The sequence below is a fragment of the Streptomyces sp. NPDC001889 genome (assembly GCF_053594535.1).
Genome location: NZ_JBSFER010000005.1, coordinates 251,022 through 267,290, shown reverse-complemented (window position 1 = coordinate 267,290; position 16,269 = coordinate 251,022). Strand labels below are relative to the sequence as shown.

Sequence of the window (16,269 nt, the reverse complement as noted above, 5' to 3'; positions counted from 1 at the left end):
GGGCGGAGGTCGACCCGGCGGACTTCGAGCATGTGGCGCGGTGGGACCGGGAGCGGTTCCGGCGGCGCCCCGCGCCGCCGGAACTCCTCAGAACCCGAAATTGATCACATTGAAGAGCAGCATGCAGCCGACCGTCACCCGGAAGGCCACCACACCCCGGCTCCGTGCCAGCAGCGCGTGGCTGTTCTGGAGGAACGAGCCGTACTGGCCGAGCCGGACCGCGATCAGCGGCAGCATCGCCACCACGAACCACCAGGTGATCCACCCCGCCGCCGCGGGCACCACGATCACCCCCAGGTTCAGTGTCGTCAGCACCCCCAGGAAGACCTTGTTGCCCCGCTCGGAGGTCAGCACCGCGACGGTGCGCCGGCCCACGGCCGCGTCGCCGCTGACGTCCTTGGTGTTCGAGTACCCCGCGATCAGCAGCTGACCGAAGCCGAAGAGCAGCGCCTCCACCAGGATCAGCGCCGGCAGCTCGCCGACCGTGATGCCGTACGGCGCGAGCACGAAGGCCGAGGCGGAGAAGAGCAGCAGCACCTCCCCGAGGCCGATGTAGCTGAGCTTCAGCCCCCAGGAGTACTGCACGCTGAAGACCAGCAGCAGCCCGGCCACGATCAGCGCCCACAGCGGGGTGTGGGCCGCCTGGAGGGTGGCTATGGCCCACCACACCGCGCCCCACGCCAGCGCCGCGTACCCGAAGCGCTGGGCCTGCTCCACGGTCAGATCACCGGTGAGCAGCGGCTTGCGCTTCAGGGGCCGCAGTTCGGTGTTGCCGTCCTCCAGATAGTTGGCGGTGTCGCTGCCGTCCTTCACCCCGGTCACGTCGTCCAGGGTCATCACCGCGGACAGCACACCGACCTTGCCCAGCGCGAAGAGCAGTATGGTCACGAGAACCGCGCCGTCGAACCGGTCCGCCGGCTCCATTCCCGTCCACACGATGACCAGCGCGAGGAAGAAGTCGAGCACGAACTGGAACTTCACCAGCCGCGCGTAGACCCCGAACCTGCGCAGAACGCCGCCGGAACTCGGCGACACCTCAGTGCTCGCTGCCATGCATCGTCCTCACAATCGAAAGCGGTCGCGCCCAACCGGGGTTCCGGGGCGCATCACAGTGGCGCCGCCAGGGTGGTGAAGCAGGCGAGCAGGGAGCGCGCCTGCACATTGACGTCATGTCCGCGCCGGACCAGCGAGGTGAGCTGGCCGGGGGTCACCCAGCGGTAGCCGGGCGGCGGCACGGCCGGGGCCTGCTCCTCGTCGGCCTCCACGATCAGATACCGGCTCTCGGCGTGGTGGAAGCGGCCGCCCTCCTCGGAGTGCACCGCCTCGTACCGCACTCGCCGGGGGTCGGCGCCGAGCACCAGATCCAGGAAGGGCGGCCGGTCCGCCGGATCGAGATGGGCGTAGTTGCCCGGGGTGTACTGCACGGTCGGCGCCAGCTCCACGGTGTCCAGGAACCCGGCCTCCACCCGCGCGTGCGCCAGCACATGCGGTACGCCGCCGAAGCGCCGGGCGACGAACGCGGTGACGCCCGTCCCCACCGGCTGGAACAGCGGCTGCGTCCAGCTGGTCACCTCGCGGTTCTCCGCCTGCACGGAGACCGCCATGACCCGGAAGTACCGCTCGGGCTGATGGTCCACGGACCACTCGCCGCGCGCCCAGTCCTTCACCTCGGCCAGCGGAATCCGCCGCACCCGCACCTCGTGCCGGGAGCGCTCCGCGGTGATCCAGGAGAGCAGCTCGGTGTCCGAGTGCAGCGCGCCCGCCTCGGCGCGGGCGGTGGGCGCGCAGGCCAGCACGGTCCGCGCGTCCATGTTGACCACATTGTCCCGGCGGAGCAGCTCGCCGATCTGCCCGAGTGTGAGCCAGCAGAAGTCCTCGTCCAGCGGTACGTCCTCGTCCGTCTCGACGAGCATGTTCCGGTTGGCCTTGCGGTAGAACCAGGCGCCGTGCTCGGACTGGAGGACATCGGCGAGCACCCGGCGGCCGGCTCCCGGGCGGACGAAGTACTCCAGATACTTCACGTCCGCGCCCCGGTGGACCTTGGTGTAGTTGCTCCGGGTGGCCTGCACGGTGGGGGAGAGCTGGAGCAGATTGGGGTTGCCCGGCTCCATCTTGGCCTGCATCAGAAAGTGCAGGACCCCGTCGAACTCCTTGGCCAGGATGCCGAGGATGCCGACCTCGGGCTGGTTGATGATGGGCTGCCGCCACTCGCGGAACGGGCCCTCGTCCCGGGTGATGTGCAGGCCCTCGACGGTGAAGAACCGGCCGCTGCGGTGCACCAGGTTCCCCGTCGTCCGCTCGAACGACCAGCCGTCGAGGTCGGCGAAGGCGATGGGCTCGACCCGGAAGTGGTGGGCGCGGGCCCGCCCGGCGAGCCAGCCGGCGAACTCCCCGGTGGCCGGGCCCCGTCCGTGCGCGGTCCGCGCGGAGAGCGCCAGCCGGCCCGGGAGCCCCGCGTCCTCCCTGCGGTGCAGCGCGGCGGCGGTGTCGGGGGTCTCCCACACCCCGGGTGCGGCGGTCACCGTCCACTCCCCTCAAGTACGGGGGCGGGGGCGCCGCCGCCCTCGGCGGCCCGCTTGACCGCCTTCCACCAGTCCGGGTGGGACCGGTACCACTCCACGGTCTCCCGCAGCCCCCGCTCGAACGCGATCCGCGGCTCGAAGCCGACCTCGGCGCGGAGCTTGCCGCCGTCCAGCGAGTAGCGGTCGTCGTGCCCCGGACGGTCGGCCACCAGCCGGATCGCCGACTCGTCCGCGCCGCAGAGCGCGAGCAGCCGGTGCGCGATGGCGGTGTTGGGCTGCTCCTCGCCGCCGCCGACGTTGTAGATCTCGCCCGCCCGGCCCCGGGTGAGGATCAACTGCACCGCCCGGCAGTGGTCGTCGACATGTATCCACTCGCGGATGTTGTGGCCGTCGCCGTAGAGCGGGACCTGCCGGCCCTCCAGCAGATTGGTGATGAAGAGCGGAATGAGCTTCTCGGTGTGCTGGTGGGGGCCGTAGTTGTTGGAGCAGCGGCTGATCGACACATCGAGCCCGTGAGTGCGCCAGTAGGAGCGGGCCACCAGATCCGATCCCGCCTTCGACGCCGCATAGGGGGAATTCGGGGCGAGCGGCCAGTCCTCGGTCCAGGAGCCGGTGTCGATCGACCCGTACACCTCGTCCGTCGAGACATGGACGACCCGGGCGACCTTTGCGCGGACCGCCGCGTCGAGCAGCACCTCGGTGCCCATGACATTGGTACGGAAGAACTCGCGGGCCGCGTCGATGGAGCGGTCGACATGCGACTCGGCCGCGAAATTCACCAGGGCGTCGTGGCCGGGCATGAGCTGCCGTACCAGATCGGTGTCGCATATATCGCCGTGGACGAATTCCAGGCCGGGGGCCAGTGCCGGGAGATTGTCCCGGTTACCCGAATAGGTCAGCTTGTCGAGCACGGTCACCCGGACGTTCTCCATGCCCGGATAGCCGCCGCTGAGCAGGGTGCGTACATAGTGCGAGCCGATGAAACCGGCGCCGCCGGTCACCAGAATCCTCATTGTGCGACCTCCACCTCGGAGTCGTCACCGACGATCAGCCGGTGGTGCGCGGCGGCGCGGACCGACGCCGACCGCCCGATCAGCGAACCGCTCAGCCCGCGCAGGCCCGAGACGCTCGACCCGTCCTGCACGATCGAGTCGTCGATACCGGTGTCCCGCAGCACACAGCCGGGTCCGACGGAGGTGTAGCGGCCGATGTCGCTGTCCTCCACCAGCGCGCCCGCGCCGATGACCGCGGGGCCCTCGATCCGCGAGCGCACCACCCGGGCGCCGGCCGCGACGACGACGGCGCCGGTGATCTCGCTGGCCGCGTCGATCTGGCCGGCCAGCGCCGGGCGCAGGGTGTCGAGCAGCCGCCGGTTGCACTCCAGGACCGCCGCCACATGCCCGGTGTCCTGCCAGTACCCCGCGTACTCCGCGGCCCGGACCGTGCGGCCGTGGGTGACCAGCCACTGGATGGCATCGGTGATCTCCAGCTCACCGCGCGCGCTCGGCCCGATCGCGGCGGCGGCCTCGTGGATCGCCGGGGTGAAGAAGTAGAGCCCGATCAGGGCGAGATCGCTGCGCGGCTCGGCCGGCTTCTCGACGAGCGCCCGGACGATCCCGTCGCCGTCGACCTCCGCGACCCCGAAGGCGCTGGGGTCGGGGACCTTCTGCACCACGATCTGCGCGTCCGGGCGGAGGGTGTGGAAGGCCTCGGCGACGGCGGAGATCCCGTCGGGGAGCACATTGTCCCCGAGGTACATCAGAAAGTCGTCGTCCCCGAGGAATTCGCGGGCGATCAGCACACAGTGCGCGAGCCCGCGCGGCTCGTCCTGCTGAATATAGGTGATACGGGCGCCGAACCGGGACCCGTCGCCGATGGCCTCGCTGATGGCGGGGGCCTGGTCGCCGACGATGATGCCGATATCGGTGATGCCCGCGTCGAGGATATTGTCGAGGACATGTTCCAGAACCGCCTTGCCGGCGACCGGAATGAGCTGCTTGGGCGTGGAGTAGGTAAAGGGCCGGAGCCGGGTTCCAAGTCCACCGGACAACACTAGAGCCTTCACTGGACCCTTCCAAAGTGAATTCTTTAGCCGGTCACAGGTCTGGGATGCTCGACCCGACGGGAAAGGGGGTGCCGTGAGATTCGGCTATTTCAGGGTGACAGTGAGCAATGTAGCGGAGGGGTGGGAGGGGGTTGGGTGGCCGCTTCCGGAGTCTGTCAGGTCAAAGCCAACCTGACAGACTCTGCCGTCGGCGCCCACGAATAGCCCCCAATTCCCCCGGCGCCCCACTCCGCGCGGGAGGCCACCCCTCTGCCCCCCGCGTCCCGGGCCCGCGGGATGCGGGGTCTTGTGGCGCGGGGTCCGTCCTCAATCGCCGGACGGGCTGGGTTTGCTCGGGGCCCTGTGGTGCGGGGTTTGTCCTCGAACTCCCCGGAGCTGCCTCTGGGAGGTGCCCCCGGACGGGCCGGGTTGCCCCTCCGGCGTTCCGAGGAGCACCCATGTCAGCCCTTCCGGGCGGGCCGAGGCACGACATCCAGCCTCGCCGGCGTCTGAGGGGCGCTCATGTCAGCCCCCTCCGGAGTGCGAGCCGCACCCACTCAGCCCCGCCGGTGATTGAGCCGCACCCACTCAGCCCCGCCGGTGATTGAGCCGCACCACCTCAGCCCCTCCGGCGTTTGGGCAGCACCTCTCAGCCCCTCCGGCGTTTGAGGAGCGGGGGTTCGGGGGTTGGCCCCCGACCGTGGCCCGCAGGGTGCGGGCTCCCTGTGGCGCGGGGTCCGTCCTCAATCGCCGGACGGGCTTGGGTCGCTCGGGCTCCCTGTGGCGCGGGGTCCGTTCTCAATCGCCCGACGGGCTTGGTTTGCTCGGGTTGCCTGTGGCGCGGGGTCCGTCCTCAATCGCCGGACGGGCTTGGTTTGCTCGGGCTCCCTGTGGCGCGGGGTCCGTTCTCAATCGCCGGACGGGCTTGGGTCGCTCGGGTTGCCTGGGGCGGGCGTTCTCAAGGGCGGGGAGGAGAAGGGTCAGAGGGAAGGGTGGGGGAGGGCGGTCGCCGGGGTGAGGGTCGTGCCCAGGGCGAACTCCGCCTCGTACCGGGGCGACCCCAGCACCCCCCTCACCCGCGCCGCAATCCGCACCACATCCCCCTGCTCCCCCCGCGGCAGCGGCACCCCCACCGACGCCCGCGCCCCCGCCGCCGCCCCCAGCAGCCGCGCCGCGTGATCGGCGTGCCCCGCCAGGGACTGCGCCCCGGCCAGCCCCTCCAGCGCCAGTGCCACCGCCCTCGGATCACCCCCGGTCCTCGCGGTCGCCATCCCGTCCAGCTGAAGCTCCAGCGCCCTGTCCACATCCCCCCGCGCCTCGGCGACGAACCCCAGCTCCGCGAGGATCAGCGGCGGCGCCTCCGGCTCGTACCCCATCCGCCGGTGCAGAGCCAGCACATTCGCCATGTGCGTCTCGGCCACTTCGAGCCGGCCCTCGCGCCGGGCCCCCATCCCGAGCCCGATCTCGGCGAACTGCTCCCCGAAGGTGTCGGACTGCTCGATGGCGAGCCGCCGCGCCCGCTCGTGGTACTCCCGGGCCTGCGGCAGATCCCCGGTCAGCAGGGCGATCCGCCCGAGCCCCGCGAGCTGGAAGGTCACCTCGGGCCAGAGCGACAGCTCCTCCGCCGTCCGCAGCCCGTCCCGCAGCAGCCGCCCGGCGCGCGGATAGTCGCCGACCACCTCGGCCAGCGTCTGGAGCGGCACCATCGCCTGCAACTGCCCCCACTGGTCGCCCAGTTCCCGGAACAGCTCCAGACTCTGCTCGCCGTGCCGGCGCAGCCCGCTGAAGTCACCCCGCAGCTTCGCCTGGAACGCCTGGCTGGCCAGCGCCGCCGCCGTCCCCCAGGGGTCACCGAGCGAGCGGAAGGCGCCCAGCGCCCGCGCCACCAGCTCCTCGCTCGGCGTCAGATCGCCGATCCCGTACAGATTCGAGCCGAGGAACCACTGCGCCCGCGCCTGCCCGCCCGGGTCGTTCACCTCCTCGTACGGCAGCAGCGCCGCCCGGTACTCCGCCAGCGGGTCCGCGCTCCCGCCGAGCGCGAGGCGCACCCCGCCCAGCCAGGCCGTCGCCGTGGCGACCCGGGCGGCGTGCGCCACCGGGTCCACCTGGTCCGCCGGGTCCGGAGCGGGCACCGCGAGGGCCTGGGCCAGTGAGCGCTCGGCCTCGCCGCCGCGCCCGCGCAGATGCCAGTACCAGCTCAGCGCGTTCACCAGCCGCAGCGCCCGCTCCGCGTCCCCCGTCTGCACGGCGCTCTCCAGCGCGGTGCGCAGATTCGCGTTCTCGGCGTCCAGCCGCCGCAGCCACTGCCGCTGGCCGTGCCCGCGCAGATGCGGCTCGGCCCGCTCGGCGAGCCCGGTGTAGTACTCCCGGTGGAGCCGCTGGAGCCCGGTCAGCTCACCCCTCTCCCGGAGGTGTTCGACGCAGTACGCGGTGACCGACTCCAGCAGCCGGTACCGCGGCCCGTCGGCGGTGTCGGTCACCACCACGAGCGACCCCTCCACCAGCCGGGCCAGCAGATCGAGGACCTCCACCCGGTCCACGCCCCCGGCGGGGCAGACCTCCTCGGCGGCGGCGAGGGTGCAGCCGTCGGCGTGCACCGCGAGACGGCGCAGCACCGTGCGCTCCTGCTCCCCGAGCAGCTCCCAGCTCCAGTCGATGACCGCCCGCAGGGTCCGCTGGCGCGCCGGGGCGCCGCGCACCCCGGAGGCCAGCAGATGGAAGCGGTCGTCCAGCCGCGCCGCCAGCTCCGCCACCCCCAGCACCCGCACCCGCGTCGCGGCCATCTCCACCGCGAGCGGAATCCCGTCGAGCCGCCGGCAGATCGCCGCGACAGCCTCGGTGTTGGTGTCGTCGAGCACGAAGCGGGGGGCGGCGGCCTGCGCGCGGGCGGCGAAGAGCCGGAGCGCGCCCGCCTCGTCCAGCGGCGGCACCTCCCGCAGCCGCTCCCCGGTCACCCCCAGCGGAATCTGGCTGGTCGCCAGCACCCGCAGCCGGGGCGCCGACTTGAGCAGCTGCTCCACGAGCTGCGCGACCGCGTCCACCACGTGCTCGCAGTTGTCGAGCACCAGCAGCGCCGGCTCCTCGCCCAGCGCCTGCACCACCCGGTCGGTCAGGGTGAGCGGACCGCCGTCGGCGCCGGACGGCGGCGGGGAGATGTCGTCCCGCACCCCGAGGAGCGCGGCCACCAGCTCCCGCACCTCCGTGTCCCGCAGACCGCTCGACGGGTCGAGCGCGGCGAGTTCGGCCAGCCGGACCCCGCCGGGGAAGGCCGGGGCGGCCCGGGAGGCGACCGCCAGCGCCAGCTGGGTCTTGCCGACCCCGCCGGGGCCGGTGAGCGTCACCAGCCGGTGGGCGGTGAGCGCCGAGCGCAGCTCGTCGACCGCCCGGTCCCGGCCGATCAGCTCGGTGAGCGCGCTCGGTACGTTCGACGGCGGCCGGGCCGCGGTGGTCGACGGCGACGGCACGGCGGTCAGCGCCGGGTCCTGGGTGAGGATCGCCCGGTGCAGCGCGGCCAGTTCGGGGCTCGGGTCCAGGCCGAGCTGGTCGGCGAGCCGCTCCCGCAGCTCGGCGTAGCTGCTCAGCGCCGCGCTCTGGCGGCCCGCCAGATACAGCGCCCGCACATGGGCGGTGCGCAGCCGCTCCCGCAGCGGGTGCAGATCCACCAGATCGCCCAGCTCGTCCGCGACCAGGGCGTGTTCACCCAGCTCCAGCCGGGCCTCGGCCTGCTCCTCCAGCGCGGTGAGCCGCTGCTCCTCCAGCCGCGCGGTGGCGGTACGGGTGAACTCCTCGTCCGCGAAGTCGGTGTAGGCGGGCCCCCGCCACACCGCGAGCGCGTCGGCGAGCAGCGCCGCCCGCTGCCGCGGGTCGCCGGTGGCCCGGGCACGGGCCGTCAGATCCTGGAAGCGGTCGGCGTCCACGGCGTCGGAGCCGGCCCGCAGTTCATAGCCGGGGGAGCCGAGGGAGACCGAGACCACCAGGTCCCGGCCGCCGGGTTCGGCGTCCTCCAGGGCGCGGCGCAGCTGCCAGACCTTGTTCTGGAGCACCCCCGCCGGGTTGCCCGGGAGTTTGGTGCCCCAGAGGTCGTCGATGAGCCGGTCGGCGGAGACCGGGTGTCCCCGGTCCACCAGAAGACGGGCGAGCAGGGCGCGGACCTTGAGCTCCGGCACCCGGACCGGCCGTCCGTCCGACGTCCACACACCCAACGGACCGAGCACCCCGAAACGCATGTGATCACGCTAACCCACCGTGGGGGTGCGGCGACAGGATCGATACCGGACCGGGACCGGGCGCCCGCGGGCCACGGGGGCGGCCCGCTCCCCGGGCGGCCGGGCCGGGAGCGGACGGACCCCTGCCGGACCCCTCCCGGAGCGCTCCGGGAGCGACCGAGAGCGGACCGAGAGGGAGCCGGGAGCGCGCCGGCGCACCGTGGGAGTCCGCAGTAGCCCGAGAGAGCGAGGGGAATCGAGATGTCCGAACGCAGTCTGCGCGTTGCTGTCATCATCGGCAGCATCCGGACCGGCCGTTTCGGCCCCACACCGGCGCAGTGGATCGCCGCCGAGGCGGCCAAGCGCGAGGACCTGGAGGTCGATGTGATCGACCTCGCCAAGGTGTGGCTCCCCGATGTCCTCCCGGAGAGCGACAGCGTGCCCGCCCCCCAGGCCGTTCAGGATCTGGCTCCGTGGCTGGCCAGGTCCGACGCCTTCGTGATGGTCACGCCCGAGTACAACCACAGCTTCCCGGCCTCCCTCAAGAACCTCATCGACTGGTACATCGACGAGTGGAAGGCGAAGCCGGTCGCCTTCGTCAGCTACGGCGGGATAGCCGGCGGGCTGCGCTCGGTGGCCCATCTGCGGGAAGTGCTCCCCGGAATGCACGCCGTCACCGTCCGTGACTCGGTCGCGTTCCCCAACTACTGGGAGCTCTTCGACGACGAGGGCCAGCCCAAGGACCCCGAGGGCTGCTCCGCTGCGGCCAAGGCGATGCTCGACCAGCTCGCCTGGTGGGGTCACATCCTGCGGGACGCCCGCAAGCAGCGCCCGTACCCCGGCTGATCCCCGCCGCTCCCGGCAGCTCCCGCCCCGCGCCCGCGCACCGGAGCCCCCGCTCCGCCGCCGCCCAACGCCGCCCGGCCCCCGAAGCCTCCCCGCGCCCGCTGATCCACGGAAGGAACATCCATGTCAACGACCGTCCCCAAGGGCGCGCCGCCCAAGGCCACGGCCCGGGAATGGGCCGGGCTCTGCGTACTGGCGCTGCCCACCCTGCTGCTCGCGCTCGACCAGAGCGTGCTGTTCCTGGCCCTGCCGCACCTCGCCGAGTCACTGAACCCCACGGGCACCCAGACCCTGTGGATCATGGACATCTACGGGTTCATGATCGCCGGCTTCCTGGTGACGATGGGCACCCTCGGTGACCGGATCGGCCGCCGCAAGCTGCTGATGATCGGCGCCCTGGTCGTCGGCATCACCTCGCTGATGGCGGCCTTCTCCACCAGCGCCGAGATGCTGATCGTCACCCGCGCCCTGCTCGGTATCGCCGCCGCGACCCTGATGCCGTCCACGCTGGCCCTGATCAGCAATATGTTCCAGGACGAGCACCAGCGCGGCCGGGCCATCGCCGTCTGGGCCAGCTGCTTCATGGGCGGCACCGCGCTCGGTCCCGTGATCGGCGGTGTGATGCTGGAGTACTGGTGGTGGGGTTCGGTCTTCCTGCTCGGCGTCCCGGTCATGGTGATCCTGCTGGTCGCGGCCCCGTTCGTGCTCCCCGAGTACCGCGACCCGGCCGGTGGCCGGATCGACCTGGTCAGTGTGGTGCTCTCGCTCGCCGCGATCCTGCCGATGATCTACGGCCTCAAGGAGGTCGCCCGCTCCGGCTGGGAGCTGGTCCCGGCGCTCGCCATCGTGGTCGGCCTCGCCGTCGGCGCGCTCTTCGTCAAGCGCCAGGGCACGCTGGAGCACCCGCTGATGGACATCAGCCTCTTCAAGCGCGGCGCCTTCACGGCCTCGCTGCTGGTCCTGATGTTCGCCATGGTCACCATGGGCGGCAGCTACCTCTTCATCTCCGGCTACCTCCAGATGGTCGAGGGCCTCTCGCCGTTCCAGGCCGGTATGTGGATGGTGCCGTCGGCGCTGGTCTCCATCGTCGCCGCGACGCTGGCCCCGACGCTCACCAAGCGGCTGCCCATGGGTGTCGTCATCGGCTTCGGCCTCGGTGTCACCACCATCGGCTATCTGCTGCTCGCCTTCGTCAACCCGGCCGGCGGTCTGCCGCTGCTCATCGCGGGCTTCGTGATCGCCTTCCTCGGCACCGGTCCGATCGGCGCCCTCGGCACCAACCTCGTGGTCAGCTCCGCCCCGCCGGAGAAGGGCGGCTCCGCCGCCTCGCTCTCGGAGACCAGCGGTGAGTTCGGCATCGCCTTCGGTGTGGCCGCGCTCGGCAGCCTCGGCGGCGCGATCTACCAGAGCAAGATCACGACGCCCGACGGGCTGTCGGAGGCCTCCGCCGACACCGTGCGCAACAGTGTCGAAGGCGCCATCGCCGAGGCCGACAAGCTCCAGGGAGCCCTCGGCGACCAGGTGCTGGAGGCCGCGAGGGACGCGTTCACCAGTGGGCTGAACACCGTCGGCATCGTCTGTGCCGCGCTCGCCGCGATCACCGCGGTGCTGGCGACGACCGCGCTGCGCAAGGTCGACGGCGGCGGCGGTCACGGCGGCCACGGCGGCGGCGCGGAGGAGGCGGCGCCCGAGCAGGGCGCGGCCGAGGGCACGCTCCAGCCCGCGCAGGACCGCTGACCCACCCCGTTGGACCGGCGGGGCCGTCCCGAGGATCGGACGGACCCGCCGGCGCCCGGGCGCCGGCCCCCTCCCCGTCGGCGTCCGGGCGCCAGCCCGTCCCCGCCCCCGGGGCCGGGCGCACGGCTCCCCCGCACCACCCGATTACCCGGACGCCGGCCCTTCGCGCACCCGCGAAGGACCGGCGTTCCCCGTTTCCCCGCGCCGGACCTGACACATGTCCCGCCACCGCCTTGAGAGCCATCGCCGCGCCCAACAGACTCAATTCGGGAATGCTCGCCCGTCAACGAACTCTCAAAGGAGTGCGGCTGTGGCCCAATGCCGGATCTGCGGTGGCTCTGTCGATGAATTCTTCGACTTCGGCCGCCAACCGGTCTCCGATTCCTTTGTGACTCCGGAAACCGTGGACAGCGAGTTCTACTTCCGTCTGGCCGCCGGGATCTGCACCTCGTGCACCATGGTCCAGCTGCTGGAGGAGGTCCCCCGGGAGCGGATGTTCCACGAGGACTACCCGTACCGCTCCTCGGGCTCGTCCGTGATGCACGAGCACTTCGAGACCTTCGCGCGGCAGCTGCTGGAGACCGAACTCGCCGGCGAGCGCGCCTTCATCGTGGAGATCGGCTCCAACGACGGCACCATGCTGAAGACGGTCGGCCGGGCCGGCGTGCGCCATCTGGGCGTCGACCCCTCGGCGCAGGTCGGCGAGTTCGCCCGGGCCGACGGCGTACGGGTGCGCACCGACTTCTTCCAGGAGTCCACGGCCCGGGAGATCGCCGCCGAGGACGGGCCCGCGGATGTCATCTACTCCGCCAACACCACCAGCCACATCGCCTATATCGACTCCGTCTTCCGGGGCGCCGACGCGCTGCTGGCACCCGACGGGATCTTTGTCATCGAGGACCGCTACCTGGGCTCCATCATGGCCCAGAACGCCTTCGACCAGATCTACGACGAGCACTTCTACCTCTTCTCCGTCTCCTCCGTGCGGCGGATGGCCGAGACCTTCGGGTTCCGGCTGATCGATGTGGAACCCCTGTCGGTGCACGGCGGTTCGATGCGCTACACCATCGGCCGCCCCGGCGCCCGCACCCCCTCCCCGCGGATCGCCGAGTACCTGGAGCTGGAGCGGGCCCAGGGCCTCGCCAGCCCGGAGACGTACCAGCGCTTCGGCGAGCGGGTGCGGCGCACCAGCCGGGAGCTGGTGGAGCTGCTGGAGAAGCTGCGCGCGGAAGGGCGGACGATCGTCGGCTACGGGGCCACGGCGAAGAGCGCCACCGCCATCAACTACTGCGGGATCGGCACCGACCTCATTCCCTACATCTGTGACAGCACCCCGGCGAAACAGGGCCGGCTCACCCCCGGGGCGCATATTCCGGTCCGGCCGCCGGAGGCATTCTCCGACCCCTATCCGGACTACGCGCTCCTCTTCGCGTGGAATCACGCCGAGGAGATCATGGCGAAGGAAGAGGGATTCCGTGAGGCCGGCGGCCGGTGGATTCTCTACGTCCCGGACGTCCATATCGCCTGAGCGGCCCCGCCCCATCTCCCCAGCACACCCATCCCGTTCTCCAAGAAGGGCGACATGAACACGTACGCGGGCAAGAAGGCCGTAGTCACCGGCGGCACCCACGGCATCGGCCGGGCCGTTGTCCAGACCCTCCTGGACGGCGGTGCGGAGGTCCTCCTCACCGGCCTCAACGAGGAGAACATCGAGAAGGCCAGGAACGAACTCGGCGACCGGGCCCATGTCCTGCGCTCCGACGCCGGGAGCCTCGCCGACATCGACGCCCTGGGCCGGGCCGTCGAGGAGACCCTCGGCCAGGTCGATCTGGTCTTCGTCAACGTCGGCTACATCAAGTTCGGCTCCCTCGGCCAGGTGACCGAGGAGACCTACGACCGGATGTTCGACACCAACACCAAGGGCGCCTTCTTCACCGCCCAGAGGCTGGCCCCGCTCGTCAAGGACGGCGGCTCCTTCGTCTTCACCACCGCCGTAGCGGTCGGCATGGGCTTCGTCGCCACCAGCGTCGGCACCGGGATGAAGTCCGCCATCCGCGCCTTCTCCAAGGTCTTCGCCTCCGAGCTGCTGCCCCGGGGCATCCGCGTCAACACCGTCAGCCCCGGCTTCACCGACACCCCCTCCATGGGCATCGCCGAGATCTCCGACGAGCTGCGGGCCGCCAACATCAAGGAGGGCGTGGAGCTGACGCCGATGCGCCGCTTCGGCACCGCCCAGGAGGTCGCCGACGCCGTGCTGTTCCTCGGCTTCGGCGCCACCTTCACCACCGGCGTCGACCTGCCCGTCGACGGCGGCCTCGGCCAGGGCCTGGAGTGGCCGCACGACGAGATCGTCGAGCACTGAGGCCGGCGCAGGTGGCACCCGCGAGCACCCCCCGCGCACACGACCGAGGAGGACGATGATGTCCGGACAGACCAGGACCGCCGTGATCGGCGGCGGCATGGCCGGCAGTGCCGCCGCCAAGACCCTGCTGAAGGCGGGCCGGGAGGTCGTCGTCTTCGAGGCGGCCGACGGGCTCGGCGGCCGGGCCCGCTCCTGGCACCGGCCGGAGATCGAACCCGATGTGGGCATCAACCTGATGTACGTCAGCTTCTACGGTCTGATGACCCAGCTCATCGAGGAGTACGGACTCAAGGACGACCTGCTCCAGATCTCCAGCAACGTCTACATCTCCGACCACGGCAAGGCCCTCCCGCTCTCCTCCGACTCGCCGCTGAGCCTGCTCAAGTACGGGCATGTGAGCGTCCGCGACCGGCTGGCCTTCCTCGTCACCTCCCTCGCCCAGGTCGCCCAGAAGAAGAAGCTCAGCCTCTTCGACCCGATCATGTCCGCGCCCCACGACAACCAGAGCGCCACCGAGTGGGGCTACGGCAAGGTCTCCCGGCGCGGCTTCGACTTCCTCCTCCGGCCGCAGATCGAGGGCTTCTGGAACTTCGCCTGCGAGGAGATCTCCGCCATCCACGCGCGCGCCCTCCTCGCCTGGATGGGCGGCTCCGGCTTCTACGTCCTCAAGGACGGCATGGAGGTCATCGCCGAGCGGAACGCCGAGGGCGCCGAACTGCGGCTCGGCCACGAGGTCACCTCCGTGCAGAGCGACGGCGGCTCCATCAGCGTCACCGCCACCGGGCCCGGCGGCGGCGAACCCGTCACCGAGACCTTCGACGACGTGGTGATCGCCACCCCGGCGACCATCGCCGCCAAGCTGGTCTCCGCGCTCCCCGCCGAGATCGTCTCCGGCATCACCCGCGGCTTCCTGGAGACCCAGCGGTACGAACCCGCGATCTCGGTCTCGTATCTCGTCGACGCCGACGCGCTGCCCGCCGAGGCGCACATCGTGGCCGGCGGCCCCGAGGACCCGCCGATCCGCAACATGATCACCTACCCGCGCACGACCCGCGACGAGCGCGGGCGCCCCGTCGAGAAGCTGCTGGTCCTCACCTACCCCGGCCGGGCCAACACCCGCCGCCTCCTGGGACTCACCCCCGAGGAGCAGTTCGCCGCCGTCACCCCGCTGCTGCCCAGCCTGTGGGCCGACTTCCCGGTCGACACCGCCGTGCCGTTCCAGATCGCCGAACGGCCCTACGGCTTCCCCATCCCGGCCCCCGGCCGCTACCGCCGCTCGGCCGAGGTCATCCGGCAGCAGCGCGCCCCCGTGGTCTTCGCCGGGGACTACTTCAACTCGCCCACCACGGAAGCCGCGATGCTCTCCGGCATCCGGGCCGCCGCCGCGCTCACGAAAGCAGGTTGAGGCAGACGATGAAGGCGCTCTTCATTCCGGGCAACAGCCCCTATCCGATCTTCTCGCACGCCACTCTCGCCACCGCCGTGCGCAACGCGGGCCACCAGGTCCTCATGGGCGGCATCGACTGGGTGCTCCCCAACATCGCCAGCGTCGGGCTCGCCCCCGTCAAGATCTCCCCGCTCTCCGTGGAGGAGGTCAGCGCCTTCATGGGCGCCATGCCGGAGGACCCCGCCGACCAGGTCAAGGCGGTCGGCCGGGTGTACGCCGAGATCGCCGTCGACAGCCTGGAGACCCTGCTGGGCCTCGCCGACCACTGGCGGCCCGACATCGTCGTCGGCGGCGGCATGTTCTACACCGCGCCGCTCCTCGCCCACCACCTCGGCATCCCCTCCGTACGGCTGGAGTGGGACCGCATCGACGCCCGGATGTACGACCCCGGCGCCGAGGCCGTCCTCGCCCCCGTCCTCGGCGAACTGGGCCTGGACCGGGTGCCCGAGCCGGATCTGTGGCTCGACGTCTGTCCGCCGAGCCTCAAGCCGGAGAACCCGGTCCCGGCCCGGCCCATCCGCTGGGTGCCGGCCAATCCGCAGAAGCCGCTGGAGCCCTGGATGTACACCAAGGGCGACCGGCCCCGCGCCTACATCACCGCCGGCACCCGGCTCTTCAGCGGCGACGCCCTGCGGGACATGGCCAAGAGCATCGGCGAACTGGGCATGGAGGTCGTCGTCGGCGCCCCGGAGAACGTCGCCGCCGAACTCCGCGCGGAGCTGCCCGATGTGCGCATCGGCTGGGTGCCGCTGGACGTCCTCGCCCCCACCTGCGACGTCATCGTGCACCACGGCGGCGGCGGCACCGACATGACCGCGCTCAACGCCGGTATCCCGCAGCTCATCGCCCACCCCGAGTACCCGACCTCCGCCACCCGCAGGATCGTCGAGTACGGCGCGGCGCTCCTCGTCGAGTCCGGCGGCAACGAGTCCGTCACCGCCGCCTGCGAACGGCTCCTCGCCGAGCCGTCCCACCGCGAGCGCGCCCAGGAGATCTCCCGCGAGATCGCCACCCTGCCCACCGCCGCCACCATCGTCGGCGAGCTGGAGCGACTGGTGGCCGCGCGCGCCTGACCGGGCCGCCGCCACCCCCACCGCACGAGAGGA

11 protein-coding genes are annotated in these 16,269 nt (G+C 71.7%); 6 read left to right on the top strand and 5 right to left on the bottom strand.

Annotated elements, in window-relative coordinates; translation table 11 throughout:
* Nucleotides 1–87: 87 nt before the first annotated feature.
* From ACWCRA_RS07785 to ACWCRA_RS07765, 5 genes are all read right to left on the bottom strand, one after another.
* Complete coding sequence (locus ACWCRA_RS07785) at nt 88–1,053, bottom strand: UbiA family prenyltransferase (RefSeq protein ID WP_351559844.1); 966 nt, start codon at nt 1,051–1,053, stop codon at nt 88–90.
* A gap of 53 nt (nt 1,054–1,106) precedes the next feature.
* A complete protein-coding gene (locus ACWCRA_RS07780; RefSeq protein WP_451067027.1) occupies nt 1,107–2,522 on the bottom strand; it encodes an NDP-hexose 2,3-dehydratase family protein in 1,416 nt (471 codons plus the stop codon).
* Nucleotides 2,519–3,535, bottom strand: a complete 1,017-nt coding sequence (gene rfbB, locus ACWCRA_RS07775; protein ID WP_351559846.1) for a dTDP-glucose 4,6-dehydratase — start codon at nt 3,533–3,535, stop codon at nt 2,519–2,521. Before rfbB ends, ACWCRA_RS07780 begins: the two co-directional genes overlap by 4 nt.
* Nucleotides 3,532–4,587, bottom strand: coding sequence for a glucose-1-phosphate thymidylyltransferase (locus ACWCRA_RS07770; RefSeq protein ID WP_351559848.1), 1,056 nt, complete (start codon nt 4,585–4,587; stop codon nt 3,532–3,534). Before ACWCRA_RS07770 ends, rfbB begins: the two co-directional genes overlap by 4 nt.
* A gap of 959 nt (nt 4,588–5,546) precedes the next feature.
* A complete protein-coding gene (locus ACWCRA_RS07765; RefSeq protein WP_451067026.1) occupies nt 5,547–8,792 on the bottom strand; it encodes a BTAD domain-containing putative transcriptional regulator in 3,246 nt (1,081 codons plus the stop codon).
* A gap of 240 nt (nt 8,793–9,032) precedes the next feature.
* On the opposite strand from ACWCRA_RS07765, the gene ACWCRA_RS07760 reads away from it, so the two are divergent.
* The 6 genes from ACWCRA_RS07760 to ACWCRA_RS07735 all read left to right on the top strand — a co-directional run bounded on the left by ACWCRA_RS07760 (nt 9,033) and on the right by ACWCRA_RS07735 (nt 16,236).
* Complete coding sequence (locus ACWCRA_RS07760) at nt 9,033–9,617, top strand: NADPH-dependent FMN reductase (protein WP_351558299.1); 585 nt, start codon at nt 9,033–9,035, stop codon at nt 9,615–9,617.
* A 123-nt stretch (nt 9,618–9,740) separates the two neighbouring features.
* A complete protein-coding gene (locus ACWCRA_RS07755; RefSeq protein WP_451067025.1) occupies nt 9,741–11,354 on the top strand; it encodes an MFS transporter in 1,614 nt (537 codons plus the stop codon).
* 310 nt (nt 11,355–11,664) lie between these two features.
* Entirely contained in the window at nt 11,665–12,882 is a 1,218-nt protein-coding gene (locus ACWCRA_RS07750; protein WP_351558296.1) for a class I SAM-dependent methyltransferase, read from the top strand.
* A 54-nt stretch (nt 12,883–12,936) separates the two neighbouring features.
* Nucleotides 12,937–13,716: an SDR family oxidoreductase gene (locus tag ACWCRA_RS07745; RefSeq protein WP_351558294.1), complete on the top strand. Its 780-nt coding sequence runs from the start codon at nt 12,937–12,939 to the stop codon at nt 13,714–13,716.
* A gap of 58 nt (nt 13,717–13,774) precedes the next feature.
* Nucleotides 13,775–15,121: an FAD-dependent oxidoreductase gene (locus ACWCRA_RS07740; RefSeq protein ID WP_351558292.1), complete on the top strand. Its 1,347-nt coding sequence runs from the start codon at nt 13,775–13,777 to the stop codon at nt 15,119–15,121.
* Complete coding sequence (locus tag ACWCRA_RS07735) at nt 15,118–16,236, top strand: nucleotide disphospho-sugar-binding domain-containing protein (protein WP_351558290.1); 1,119 nt, start codon at nt 15,118–15,120, stop codon at nt 16,234–16,236. Before ACWCRA_RS07740 ends, ACWCRA_RS07735 begins: the two co-directional genes overlap by 4 nt.
* Nucleotides 16,237–16,269 lie beyond the last annotated feature (33 nt).

Excerpts from the sequence above, each read along its gene's own strand:
- ACWCRA_RS07785 (WP_351559844.1), bottom strand. The coding sequence starts at position 1,053 with ATGGCAGCGAGCACTGAGGTGTCGCCGAGTTCCGGCGGCGTTCTGCGC.
- rfbB (WP_351559846.1), bottom strand. The coding sequence starts at position 3,535 with ATGAGGATTCTGGTGACCGGCGGCGCCGGTTTCATCGGCTCGCACTAT.
- ACWCRA_RS07765 (WP_451067026.1), bottom strand. The coding sequence starts at position 8,792 with ATGCGTTTCGGGGTGCTCGGTCCGTTGGGTGTGTGGACGTCGGACGGA.
- ACWCRA_RS07760 (WP_351558299.1), top strand. The coding sequence starts at position 9,033 with ATGTCCGAACGCAGTCTGCGCGTTGCTGTCATCATCGGCAGCATCCGG.
- ACWCRA_RS07755 (WP_451067025.1), top strand. The coding sequence starts at position 9,741 with ATGTCAACGACCGTCCCCAAGGGCGCGCCGCCCAAGGCCACGGCCCGG.
- ACWCRA_RS07745 (WP_351558294.1), top strand. The coding sequence starts at position 12,937 with ATGAACACGTACGCGGGCAAGAAGGCCGTAGTCACCGGCGGCACCCAC.
- ACWCRA_RS07740 (WP_351558292.1), top strand. The coding sequence starts at position 13,775 with ATGTCCGGACAGACCAGGACCGCCGTGATCGGCGGCGGCATGGCCGGC.